Origin of the sequence: Endozoicomonas sp., from assembly GCF_031844845.1 — a bacterium.
Classification (GTDB): domain Bacteria; phylum Pseudomonadota; class Gammaproteobacteria; order Pseudomonadales; family Endozoicomonadaceae; genus Endozoicomonas.
The window spans coordinates 1-12,726 of record NZ_JAVRMB020000335.1 but is presented as its reverse complement, the minus strand read 5'-3'; the positions used below and the strand labels follow the sequence as shown (position 1 = coordinate 12,726).

General features: G+C 47.5%; 12 protein-coding genes. 5 read left to right on the top strand and 7 right to left on the bottom strand.

What is annotated here, in order from left to right; translation table 11 throughout:
• Window positions 1–304 precede the first annotated feature (304 nt).
• Window positions 305–601 (bottom strand): RNA recognition motif domain-containing protein, encoded by a 297-nt coding sequence (locus RM811_RS18615; RefSeq protein WP_402527282.1) that lies wholly within the window; start codon window positions 599–601, stop codon window positions 305–307.
• 251 nt (window positions 602–852) lie between these two features.
• On the bottom strand, window positions 853–1,824 hold the full coding sequence (gene cysK / locus RM811_RS18610; protein ID WP_402527281.1) for a cysteine synthase A: 972 nt from the start codon (window positions 1,822–1,824) through the stop codon (window positions 853–855).
• 331 nt (window positions 1,825–2,155) lie between these two features.
• Here cysK and RM811_RS18605 point away from each other — a divergent pair, with 331 nt between their 5' ends.
• Window positions 2,156–2,995: an AAA family ATPase gene (locus RM811_RS18605; protein ID WP_402527280.1), complete on the top strand. Its 840-nt coding sequence runs from the start codon at window positions 2,156–2,158 to the stop codon at window positions 2,993–2,995.
• 17 nt (window positions 2,996–3,012) lie between these two features.
• On the top strand, window positions 3,013–4,188 hold the full coding sequence (locus RM811_RS18600; RefSeq protein ID WP_402527279.1) for a VWA domain-containing protein: 1,176 nt from the start codon (window positions 3,013–3,015) through the stop codon (window positions 4,186–4,188).
• A 173-nt stretch (window positions 4,189–4,361) separates the two neighbouring features.
• Here the strand turns inward: RM811_RS18600 and RM811_RS18595 are convergent, their stop codons facing one another.
• The 3 genes from RM811_RS18595 to RM811_RS18585 form a co-directional block, all read right to left on the bottom strand.
• Window positions 4,362–4,976 (bottom strand): hypothetical protein, encoded by a 615-nt coding sequence (locus RM811_RS18595; RefSeq protein ID WP_402527278.1) that lies wholly within the window; start codon window positions 4,974–4,976, stop codon window positions 4,362–4,364.
• A 289-nt stretch (window positions 4,977–5,265) separates the two neighbouring features.
• The gene (gene cobB, locus RM811_RS18590; protein WP_402527277.1) at window positions 5,266–5,961 is read right to left on the bottom strand and encodes a Sir2 family NAD+-dependent deacetylase; all 696 of its coding nucleotides are present in this window, start codon (window positions 5,959–5,961) and stop codon (window positions 5,266–5,268) included.
• Window positions 5,962–5,978: 17 nt separating this feature from the next.
• Entirely contained in the window at window positions 5,979–7,361 is a 1,383-nt protein-coding gene (locus RM811_RS18585) for a hypothetical protein (protein WP_402527276.1), read from the bottom strand.
• A gap of 350 nt (window positions 7,362–7,711) precedes the next feature.
• Between RM811_RS18585 and RM811_RS18580 the strand changes: the two genes are divergently transcribed.
• Window positions 7,712–9,067, top strand: a complete 1,356-nt coding sequence (locus RM811_RS18580) for an NCS2 family permease (RefSeq protein ID WP_402527274.1) — start codon at window positions 7,712–7,714, stop codon at window positions 9,065–9,067.
• 55 nt (window positions 9,068–9,122) lie between these two features.
• A complete protein-coding gene (locus tag RM811_RS18575) occupies window positions 9,123–11,012 on the top strand; it encodes an adenine deaminase C-terminal domain-containing protein (protein WP_402527273.1) in 1,890 nt (629 codons plus the stop codon).
• 53 nt (window positions 11,013–11,065) lie between these two features.
• On the opposite strand, the gene RM811_RS18570 is transcribed toward RM811_RS18575, so the two are convergent.
• Window positions 11,066–11,485, bottom strand: a complete 420-nt coding sequence (locus RM811_RS18570) for a hypothetical protein (RefSeq protein ID WP_402527272.1) — start codon at window positions 11,483–11,485, stop codon at window positions 11,066–11,068.
• Between the two features lie 2 nt (window positions 11,486–11,487).
• Here RM811_RS18570 and RM811_RS18565 point away from each other — a divergent pair, with 2 nt between their 5' ends.
• Window positions 11,488–11,988: a Kazal-type serine protease inhibitor family protein gene (locus RM811_RS18565; protein ID WP_402527270.1), complete on the top strand. Its 501-nt coding sequence runs from the start codon at window positions 11,488–11,490 to the stop codon at window positions 11,986–11,988.
• A gap of 194 nt (window positions 11,989–12,182) precedes the next feature.
• Here the strand turns inward: RM811_RS18565 and RM811_RS18560 are convergent.
• Window positions 12,183–12,726, bottom strand: a 544-nt coding sequence (locus RM811_RS18560) for a transposase (RefSeq protein ID WP_402527268.1), incomplete at its 5' end; no start/stop codon positions are given.

Genomic DNA, 12,726 nt, shown 5'->3' with positions numbered 1-12,726 from the left:
GTATGCATTCCCACGCGGAGCGTGGGAACGAGGGTGGCGGGAGGAATAAATTCTAGATGGAACAATGTTACAGTTCCTGGGCGAGTGATGGATTGGGATGTTATTTAATTACAATTCCTAAGCAAACAACACGTTAATAATCCATGGATGGAGTTTCAACGTTAACATTCAACTGACTAATGAATAGAAGCACTGGAAATTACTTTTCCCACGATAAAATTGATACAACACTATTAAACTATCTACCTGACAGTATTACCCGGTAAAGACATGGACACCAATATAGGGTGATATGGTCAAACAGTTATTGATTAAAGTTGTTAGTAGACTTTTTTTGAGGCCTTTTGGCAGGTTGTTTCTGAACAGCTTCATTAACTCTTAACGGCCGGCCGGCAACTTCCTGACCATCCATTGCCCTGGCGGCTTCTGCTTCTGACTCTTTTTCAAAAGTAATAAAGGCAAAGCCTCTTGAACGATCTGTCTCACGATCTCTCATCAATTTGATATCTTCGATTTCACCAAAGGATTCAAATGCCTGTTCGAGATCTTCCTCAACGGTGGTATAGGCAAGGTTGCCGATATATAAAGTCCTTTTCTGCATGGGAAACTCTGTTTCTTATCTATTGGTTATACGCAAATCCTTGCGTAGGCAGGGTCAATCAACGAATGTAACAATTATCAGATTCTCATATCACAAAGTCGTTGTCCACAGCCTCATCGGCCACTGTCTGGTTTTCATTAAAGAGTTGAAAAAAATGCTATTAAGTTAAATCAAAATGGCAGGAAAAATAGACAACCTCAAGTAATCAGATAACCGCTGGGAGGAGAATACCCCCTCCCATCATTCATTATCTACTGAACGCTTTCATTTTCCGAAAAAACCCCCTCAAACAAGGCTGTTGAAAGGTAACGTTCGCCGGAGTCCGGTAAGATAACAACAATGGCCTTGCCCTTATTCTCAGGCTGCTCTGCAATTTTCAGTGCAGCACTCACCGCAGCTCCACTGGAAATACCCGCAAGAATACCCTCTTCACGCATCAACCGATGAGCCGTCTCTATTGCCTCTTCATTGGACACCTGTTCAACCTGATCCACCAGACTTAGATCCAGGTTGGCTGGAATAAAACCTGCCCCTATCCCCTGAATTTTATGAGGCGCAGGTTTTACTTCTTCACCCGCCAGAGTCTGGCTGATGATCGGTGAAGCACTGGGTTCAACAGCAACGGAAGTGATTTTTTTGCCCTGAATTTTCTTGATGTAACGGGATACACCGGTAATGGTTCCACCGGTACCCACGCCAGCGACAAAAATATCAATATTGCCATCAAGGGCATTCCAGATTTCGGGCCCGGTTGTCTCTTCGTGAATACGCGGATTGGCTGGATTTTCAAACTGCTGAAGTAACAAGAATTTCTCAGGATTCTCTTCCGCCAGTTCTTTCGCCCTGGCAATAGCGCCGGGCATACCCTTTGCAGGCTCGGTAAGAATAATTTCCGCACCGAGTGCTTTCATGAGTTTACGCCGTTCAAGGCTCATGGAAGCAGGCATCGTCAACGTCAAAGGAATACCCCGGGAAGCCGCAACAAATGCCAGGGCAATACCGGTATTACCGCTGGTTGGCTCAATCAGTTCCATACCAGGCTGCAGCTTGCCAGAACGTTCCGCATCCCAGATCATACTGGCACCAATACGGCATTTGACACTGTTTGCCGGGTTTCTGGATTCTATTTTTACGTAAATCTCATGATCTTTTGCCATACGATTCAGCCTTACCAGCGGTGTATTGCCAATAGCCTGAGAATTATCCTGATAGACCTGTTTCATATAGCTCTTTTCCTTATAATGCGTAAAAAATCTCTGTTCCTGAATGGGCACACAGTTACGCCCTGAACTTTCTTATGGCGTGAGACTATCCTGATCATTGAGATTTCGTAAAGTAACTTAAAATTATAGAGTTATACAAAATATCTATAACCTTGAATTATCTACCTTCCAGCGTGAGCCTATCTCCCAATGGTCTCAAATGGCTACCCATTATCAGCCCTTTTGCGTTACCCTTACCGGCAACTCAACTCCCTACAGACATAAGAATTACGCCTGCTTTAACCAATGCTTAATTAAAGCCGTGTTTCATAATAAAAAAGACAATTGACCTATGAGTTTCGAAAGTACCGACCAGTATATTGCTACCGATGACCTGAAAATGGCCGTCAATGCCGCAGTGACTTTACAGCGCCCTCTGCTCATTAAAGGTGAGCCCGGAACCGGTAAAACCATGCTGGCAGAACAGGTGGCCCACTCTCTCGGCAAGGAACTACTGCAATGGCATATCAAATCCACCACTAAAGCCCAGCAAGGGCTTTATGAATATGATGCAATTTCCCGTCTTCGTGACTCGCAGCTTGGGGATGAGCGGGTTCACGATATCAGCAACTACATTGTCAAAGGCAAACTCTGGGAAGCCTTTGAATCCAATGAGCAATCTGTGCTGCTTATTGATGAAATCGACAAGGCTGATATCGAGTTCCCCAATGACCTGCTGCAGGAACTGGATAAGATGGAGTTTTATGTTTACGAAACTCAACAGCTGGTTAAAGCCAGACAGCGCCCCATTGTTATCATCACCAGTAATAATGAGAAAGAGCTGCCGGATGCGTTTCTGAGACGCTGCTTCTTCCACTACATCAGCTTTCCTGATGCAGAGACTATGAGAAAGATTGTCGAAGTCCACTATCCCGGCCTGCAGAAAAAACTGGTGGATGAAGCACTTCAGGTATTTTTTGAACTCAGGGATATTCCCGGCCTCAAGAAAAAGCCATCCACCTCAGAACTGATCGACTGGTTGAAACTGCTGAACTCTGACGATATCCCTGCAGATATCCTGCAGAATCGTGATACCCGAAGTGCCATTCCACCTCTTCACGGCGCGCTGGTTAAAAACGAACAGGATGTCTACCTGCTGGAACGTCTGGCCTTTATGAACCGACGTGGTTAACGGCCAGGGGATCAGTCATGCTGACTAATTTTTTCGAAACAGTCCGGGCATTTGGCGTGCCAGCCACCACCAGAGAATATCTCGATCTCCTTGCTGCGCTGGATGCCAAACTGGTCTACGCCGACCAGGAAGCCTTTTATCAGCTATCAAGAACCATTCTGGTTAAGGATGAGCGGCACTACGACAAGTTTGACAAAGCCTGTCAGGCTTTTTTCAGTGGCCTGGACTCCATGGAGGAACTTCTGGAAGCATTGATTCCAGAGGAATGGCTGCGGCAGGATTTTATTCGCCAGCTGTCCGATGAAGATAAAGCCAGAATCCAGGGCATGAAAAGTCTTCAGGACCTTCTTGAGACTTTCCGTCAAAGAATGGAAGAGCAAAAAGGTCGACATCAAGGCGGCAATAAATGGGTGGGTACGGGAGGCACCTCACCGTTTGGTGCTTATGGGTACAACCCTTCTGGAATTCGGATTGGCCAGAACGAATCAAGGCACCGCAAAGCCACCAAAGTCTGGGATAAACGAGAGTTTAAAAACCTGGATGACGATGAGCAACTGGGCAGCCGGAATATGAAAATGGCATTGCGCAGATTGCGTCGCTTTGCCCGTCAGGGCGCTGCGGATCAGTTGGACCTTGATGATACCGTGCGGTCAACAGCCAGCAAGGGCATGCTGGATATCAAGATGGTTCCTGAACGCCATAATGCGGTAAAAGTTCTGCTTTTCATGGATATTGGCGGTTCAATGGACGATTACGTCCGCCTGTGCGAAGAGTTATTTGCCTGTTGCCGTACAGAGTTCAAACATCTTGAGTTCTACTACTTTCACAATTATCTCTATGAAAGTGTCTGGCGGGACAACCATCGCCGGCAACAGGAGCGTATCAGCCTGTGGGATGTAATTCACCGCTACGGTAAAGATTACAGGCTCATTTTCGTGGGTGATGCGGCCATGTCTCCTTACGAAATAACATCACCCGGAGGCAGTGTTGAGCACTTTAATGAAGAAGCCGGGCATACCTGGATGTCACGCTTAAAAGCACATTTTGACCGGGTAGTATGGCTTAACCCTACTCCGGAACATGCCTGGCAGTATACGTCTTCGATACACCTTATCGATAAACAGATGGAAGGAAAAATGTACCCCTTGACCATTAACGGCCTGGAAGAAAGTATGGGATATTTAGCTGGCTGAGGCTTCAGCGGGGAGAATCCGAAACGAGATCCTCCCCACTGAAACCTTACAGAAAGAAGAGAGTCAAAGAACCGATCAGCGACTTCTGTCACCAAACGTAATACTGTTCCTCAAATAGTGAACCATTGTCAGGTCAGAGTTTAACGCTGACAGTTCTGGCTTCTGGGCCGGCTTCATGAAAGAACACGGCTACAGGCACCACATACTACCGACAAATTATTACCCTGAGACAGTGACACGAAAAATACAGTCTGTCTGAAGCAGCTGTTTTTCTCATCCCATTGCCACTGTTCCTGTAAGGTCTCCGCCCCCTCAGGATTAAGCCTGATCATATCTGTCCCAATAGCATTGCTGAACATGTGCTTTAAAACATCCTGCCTGGCATTTATAACCCTGCCCCCGGCGCTTTTGTTAATAGTGGGAGAGCCCGGAGAGCCATCTGATCGCTGCTCTTTAAGAAAGAAAGGTTCATTTGGAGAGGCTGGAACTGGATACCCACTATTACCTTTATCTTCAACACAGTCCATGCCCCTTGAGTCCTGAAACTGCGAAAACAACCTCTCTGCACAATAACGATCATTGGCCTGAAACATCCTCCGCAATTCCTCAGCCATAACGATCGTTTCAGCCGTTGTGGTCCGCTGTACAGGAAGATAGCCTGGCTTAGGTACCACGGAAGGTATTGAGAAATCGGTTCCCCGTTCACTCGGGGCAATCTTGCCAACATTTCCGTACCATTCTGTATAAGGCTGATACGTAACGGAACCAACGCCATTGATACTAGTCATAGGAATAATCCTCAAATCAGTTTCATACAAGCCCACAGGCTGGCGAAAGATCTACGGGTACCTCAGGGGCTATTGACGTCCACCTGTCGGTTGCACGTCTAAGCCCTCAAGGGCTGGCTGACAGAACTTCCAGAACCCGGTATTAACTGAGTGACTTGCAACAACCTTTAATCGAATGGGAAGCGCTCCCATTACAACGGAAATTGAAGCATCATTCTGCCGCCATTGGACTTAGACAATCACTTTTGTGTTTATGTTCAATATCGTGAAATTATTCCGGGACAACGCCTTACAACAAGGAATCAAAGAACTCCATAACGGTTTCAGTGGCCACCCCGTGACGTTGCTCATCAAACAGAGAACCGTGATTACCCGGTTCAAGATTAAGCTCTACGGTTTTAGCCCCCATTGCCTTGGCTTCCTGAAAGAAACCCGCCGCCGGATAGACATTGCCCGATGTGCCTACGGCTACAAACAGATCACATTGAGATAACGCCTGATAAATTTCATCCATCTGCAAAGGCATTTCTCCAAACCAGACAATATGAGGGCGAAGGTTTCCGGCAATACCACAGCATTCACATTGAGTTTCAACGGTAACATCCTGATCCCAATAAAAAACCTTCTCTGTATCCTGACAGTGAACTTTCAATAGTTCGCCATGCATATGAATCAGGTTTTCGCTCCCTGCCCGTTCATGGAGATCATCAACATTCTGTGTCACCAGTAAAAAGTTACCGGAAAATTTTCGCTCAAACTCTGCCAGTACCCGATGAGCCTTATTAGGCTCGACAGAACGTAACTGCCGACGACGGTCGTTGTAGAAACGCTGTACCAGGGCTGGATTACGGGCGTATCCCTCAGGGGTTGCCACATCTTCTACCGGATGGTTCTCCCAAAGTCCATCACTGGCCCGGAACGTTCTGATCCCTGACTCAGCGGAAACGCCAGCCCCCGTTAAAACAACAATGGATGAATAAGACAAGCAATACCTCTCAACAATCAACGACGATATCTGGCGGTAAAGTGGATAGTTTTTTCAGCTTCGGCAGATACTTCCACCTTTATCTGGTCAGACTTTTCCAGTGAAGCTCCCTTAACACTTTCCAGTTTCAGAAGGTTCGGATCCCGATCTCTCAACAGCAGGGTGATAGCCTCTTTCTGGTCATTGGAAATCGTTGCCTGCCACTTTACCACCAGTTCCTTATCGCTCTTCTCATCCTTCAGCTCAATATCAATCCGTGAACGTTCCACACGAACAGCCAGCGCCTCACCCATGGTTAGCCAGGCGTTGTCACCAGCGGTTGTTTTCGGCAACCATGAATTGGCACCGATGATATAACTGCCATCACGGTCACTTTCATACATGCGCACAGACGCTGGAGGAAGGTCCACGGGTGCTTCAAACTTCCAGGTTAACTTTGGTCGCTCAACCATAGATGCCCTGCCACCGGTAGCGCGTCCATAAACTTCCAGGGTATAGAGCTTTTCCAGGTGGAGCGTTTCAGAGAAAAGGTCCAGCAATTGCCTGCTGTTAGCCCATAGAACGGTGCCCTCAGGGAGCGTTGTCATCAATACTTCCCCCACCCGCTCCCCATACTCACCAGCATCGGCAACAGCCGATGCTTCCATCATTCGATTTTTACGGTAATAACCAGGCATGCCACCTTCGCCACCAGCCACAAGGCGAATCTTTGCATTGCTGAAATTAATATTGGAACCGTTGGCCAGCAGTGCTTTTAAATCCAGACGTCCCTGATTTTCTGATAACAGTGTTAAACGGTAATGACTGTCATAATTTAACAGCGGAGTAATATAAGAGAGATTCAGCATTCCACTGACCGACTGATTACCAAAGTCAGCAGTGAGGTATTTCAGATATTTACCCTGAATGTCCGTGGAGTCTCTGGAGAGCATTCTCAACCCCTGGGGGTCGTGATAGTCAATAAAATACTGTCGACCATTACTGCTTTCTACCAGCCCGATACCCTGCTGATAACTGATGAGTTTTCCCTGAATGGCAACATTCAGCCCTCCCCCAAAGACTTCAACGGTTTTGCCAATCAGGTTGCGGTAGTAATTATCACGGTCAAGACCACCTTGATACCATGAAATATCTTCGGGCCTGTACACCGCTGCGCCATCGGTATACTCAAGGTTAAGACTTCCATCAAGACGGTTAACGGGTAACCCGGAGATTTCAAGTATCCCCTTTTTATCAGGCTGTTTTTTAAAATTCTGGCTGATTAATGCTTTATCGCTATAGAGGGTCACTATGGTCGACTGAGCCTGGTTAACATCGAGTTGACCCGGTTGCGTATTTCCCTGTGCCGACATTGAGACAAGACTGGAAATTATCAGAACCAGTAACGAAGGCTTGAACATATTAGCTCCAGTATTCAGCATTTAAATGACTTGTTTTCAGCAACTTTAAATCGAATAGACCGGTTTGTCTCCCAGAACACATCCCCCCTTCTCTGAAAATTTCCACAATATCCAGTGAGTAGAATAAATGCGGTAAAACCTCAAATTCGTAAAGCATCCCTTTTTCAATACTTATAGCCCCCTCCAATCATGAAGTTATTTTGCGACATTCACGAAAGAGTTACCTATAACATTAAGCAATTAACGCATCACGCTGATTTTTATGATGAAATATATTTGAACGACCGTATAATAATTTTGAACGGTACGTCCGTTTACCATTATCCATCGATTATCCATCCGAGTTTGTAATGACTACTGCTGCTATTGAAGCATCCCGTCATATTACTGAATCCCAATGCCCTCAACCGGAAAAAACCGGATGGATAGAACGTCATTTCCAGCTGCAGGCTAAAGGCACTCACGTTCGTCAGGAAGTGATGGCGGGTGTGACCACCTTCATGACCATGGTCTATATCATCTTTGTTAATCCGCAGATCCTTTCTGCAGCAGGGATGGATGCTCAGGCCGTATTTGTGACTACCTGTCTGATTGCGGCTATTGGCAGTATTGCCATGGGGCTGGTTGCAAACCTGCCCATTGCCATGGCGCCCGCTATGGGTCTGAACAGCTATTTCGCGTATGTTCTGGTCGGCGGTATGGGGTTGGCCTGGCAAACCGGTATGGGCGTCATTTTCTGGGGCTCCCTGCTGTTTGCTGCTGTTGCCGGATTCAGGGTTTACATCGTCACCAGTATTCCAGCCAGCCTGCGCATTGGTATTGCTACCGGCTGCGGTCTGATGATCGCCCTGGTGGGTCTGCACAACGCAGGCATCATTGTTGCCAATCCAGACACCATGGTCACCATTGGCGATGTTCGCTCTATACCATTTGTTCTGGGCTGTGCAGGATTCCTGCTGATGATGGTGCTGGTGCATCGGGGCTTTAAGGCAGCAATCATCATATCAATGGTTGCCACTACCTTTGCGGGCTGGCTACTTGGGGATGTCGAATATCAGGGCATTGCTTCCCTGCCTCCCAGTATCGCACCTGTCCTTGGCCAACTGGATTTGATGGGCGCACTGGATTTAAGCCTGGCCGGCGTCATTTTATCCGTCATGCTGGTCAGCCTGTTTGAATCCGCCGGCACCTTTGTGGCGGTGACTGACAAAGCCGGACTGTCCGATGAAACGGGTAACTACCCTAATGCCACCCGCTCTCTGTTTGTCGACAGTCTGAGCTCTGCCGCCGGTGCCTTTATGGGGACCTCATCGGTCTGCCCTTACATCGAAAGTGCAACCGGTGTTGTCGAAGGTGGCAGAACCGGTCTGATGGCGGTTGTCGTTGGCCTGCTGTTCCTGCTGGCAATCTTCTTCTCGCCGCTGGCCGGCATGATCCCAGCGTATGCTACCGCCGGAGCTCTGATTTATGTTGGTCTGTTAATGACCGCCGAGCTGACCCGGGTGCAATGGCAGGATTTAACAGAAGCGGTTCCGGCTTTTGTTGCCACGGTAATGATTCCTTTCAGTTTCACCCTGACGGAAGGCATCGCCACCGGCTTTATTACTTACACCGTTATGAAACTGGCCTGTGGAAGAGCACGTGAAGTCTCTCCAGTGTGTGCCCTGTTAACCCTCGTATTTGTGGCTCGTTACGCTTTTTTGTAAACACTTTTTACTGTAAATCGCTGCGTAACGACCTCTATTTGAATTGAGCTAAACCATGATTAAAGAAAATTTGCGAGACCTGATTGACGCTGGCGCTGCCCGAATTCCTGCTGACCTGGTGATCAAAAATGGCCAGCTGGTCAATGTCACGTCTGCTGAAATTTACCCGGCGGACATCGCCGTTTATCGTTCCAGAATCGTTGCTACGGGTGATGTTGAAGCCTATATCGGTGAAAACACTCAGATTATCGATGCTGAAAACAAGTATCTGGTACCGGGTCTGATCGACGGCCACCTGCACATCGAATGCAGCAAAATGTCCATGACCAGCTTTGCCAAAGCAGTGGTTCCCTGCGGTACCACCAGCATTGTTTCCGGTCTCGATCAGTATCTGGTCACTGCTGGCCTTGAAGGCATTCGGGAAGTACTGGACGAAATCAATCAGGGACCCTTGAAAGTATTTTGGGGATTACCTTTTACCACACCCTACACGCTGCCTGAATCCACCATTGGTTTTAACGTAACACCGGAAGTTCATCGGGAAGTTCAGAAATGGCCTGAAGTGTACGGTGTCTGGGAAACGGTATCCGAGTTTATCGAGAACAAGCACGACTGCGTGATGAAAGCTATTGAACTGGCCGGAGAAAACAACCTGCCCATCTTCGGTTGCGCCCCAATGACCACTGGTACCCGTCTGAACTCGGTTCTTTGTGCAGGCGTTCGGCTGGATCACGAGAGTTATGATCACACCGAAGCCATGGAAAAAATTCGCAAGGGCATGTTCCTGCTGATTCGTGAATCATCCATTTCTCACTTTCTCAATGAAAACATGAAGGTCGTGACTCATATCAATCCACGGGTTGCCCGCCGGGTCAGTTTCTGTACTGATGACGTAATTGCTTCCGAAATTCTGGAAAACGGCCATATGGATAAACTGATCCGTATGACCATCGCTGCCGGTGTTGATCCCATTACGGCGATACAAATGGGTTCCCTGAACAGTGCCGAAGCTTATCGTATTGACCATCTGGTCGGTTCCATCTCTCCCGGAAAGATTGCCGATATCCTGCTGGTTGAAGACCTGCGAAAGTTCAACATCGATAAAGTCATTGCCAAAGGAAAACTGGTGGTGGACAACGGCAAGATGGTCATCGACCTGCAACCACCTGTGCGCAGCGAGATTCTTTCTTCCAAACTGATGATTCCTTCGATCACACCGGCTGACATGAAAGTCTATACCGACCTGAAAACGGACAAGGTCAATGTACTTTCCATGGAAGTGGATTTTGATGTGCCTTTTGTTCGCCGTCGCCGGGATGTTCAACTGATCGTAGACAATGGTGTGGTGTTACCGGATGTTAAAAATGATGTCCTGTACGCCACCGTCGTAGAACGTTTTGGCAAGAATGGTAATAAGCCCGTCGCTTTTGTTTCAGGCTGGAAGTTGAAAGCTGGCGCCATGGCCAGCTCCAAGGCACCGGATGACAACAACATTGTCTGTATTGGTACTAACTCTGAAGACATGTCTCTGGCCATTAATTATCTGGCAGAAAAAGGCGGTGGTCAGGTTATTGTGAAAGACGGTGAAATCATTGATTTCATTCACCTGCCCATCTGCGGTGTCACTTCAGATATCAGCCCGGAGGAAATGGCGGCAGCTGAACTGAATATGAAAGCACTGGCAAGAGAGCTGGGCTGTGACCTGCCTGACCCGGTTTTCTATATGTGCTGTCTGGAAATTACCGCCATTCCTGATTATGCCATGACGGATCTGGGTGCAGTCTGCTTTGCTACCCAAAGTGTCTTTTCCGCCGGCTGCAAACTGCGCCCACCCACCCAGGCGTCCCTGCCCCCTTTTTCAATTAAAAAAACAAAGGCGGGGCTGCTTCGCAGCCCCGCCTTTGTTTTTACTATCCACTATTTCTGTGTACAACCCGGTGAATAAGCTCTGGTACAAGCCACTACGCCCCAGCATTAAAGGGCTGTTTTTTTAGTTGGTTATTTTCTGTTCAACTGGTCAAGTCTTTCTGGCTGCTGGCCTATTCCATGGTACGTTGCAATGTCGTACAAAGTGGGATCGGGGAAAATATCACAGGCTCTGACAAGCTCTTTTTTCTTATTTTCCATTGCATTATTGTTATAGGCTAATGTTGCTTCTCTGTCGTTTAATAACATGGCTATCACCAAGACTTCACCGGCATTCTCTCTTGCCAGCGCTTCCCTGCATGTCCTGTAAAACGCAGCGTTTACCAGATTTTTGTAGTGTGGTTCAAGGTTGTCGTATTCGCTCACCTCAGCAAATCCTGTAACGGTTAACACGACACTCATAAGCATTAATAACATCGTTCTTATCATTTTTTGAACCAATTTATCTAAGCCGTGTCTTAAGTGTAATTCTTCGTTTTTCAGGTGGTCCACTGATGGCAGACGTCCAATACAATGCGGTTCCTCAAGGTAATAACACAGTCCAATTTGGCGATACTGCGCAGGCTGCAGAATCCCAGTGCCCACCTTGCAGTCAACGGTTTAATTTCCGTAATGTGGCAATTATTGGGATTGCTGTTGCATGCGCTGTGGTTGTGGTTGGAGTTGGAGTTGGAGTGTCTGCCTGGGCGATGTCGTCTTCGAATGAGGAACCTGAGGGGGCGGAGGACTTAGTAGACAGGCACATAACAGCAGTAATGAACACGATCAAAATGGTGGCTGAAGCAGTTACCCAGCCGGTTGCCGAAGCAGTTACCCAGGCGATGCAGCCGGTTGCCGAAGCAGTTACCTGTCCGGATAACTGCTTCCTGGATGCAGCCACAGTCTGCGGTAGCGATGGTGTCACATACTACAGTGTCTGTGTACTCAAGGCCATTGCATGCCAAAGGTCAGACGGTGTTTACCCGGTGAGTATAGGTTCTTGCCCTGAATTGTGAGGTTAATGCATAGGGATTTCAAAGTACCGATAGATGACCTGTTGACGTATAAAATTGGGTAATTTCTCTGACCGATCGATTATCTGTATTTTACCAAAACTGCAAATACCGGGTAATACGAGATTAAATTCCGGTATTAATATTAAATGCAGAGATATTGACTGCATTAATTTATTCCAGGCACAACTATCCCGTTACACCAAAGCAATAAGCCTGTTCAGAGCCAGCCTTTCGTGGCATTGACGCAGCTTTGCCATGGGTTTGCCAGGTACGATGCCGGTCAGAACCATGCGTGATTTACACAGGATGCATTCCAGTGGATCGATACCAAAGCTGTTTTTCATCATGGCAGGGAAACGCATAGGAATGGCTTTTCTTTCGGGTTGATCCAGCAGGTCGTAAACCGTTGGCAGCAGTTTTGACCGGACCCGGGTGGCAAGGAATCCATAGTAACGGATCATGCGAAAGCCAGTGTCCGGAATGTGTTGCACCAAACGTTTAATGAAGTCTTCTATCCCGCTGGTAAAACGCAGGTATTGTTTGGTGGCGTGATTCAGATAACTGAAAACCACTTCCTTCCCGTCGTAATGTTTCAGTCGGCTCATGGATAGGGCTGGACGCTTCAGGTAACGTCCGAGATATTTGATGTTGCGGTGATGATTTTTGCTGGGCCTGGCAAAATGAACGATCCAGTTTTTCTCATAATGTGGATTCAACCAGCGGTTAAACGCTGTTTTG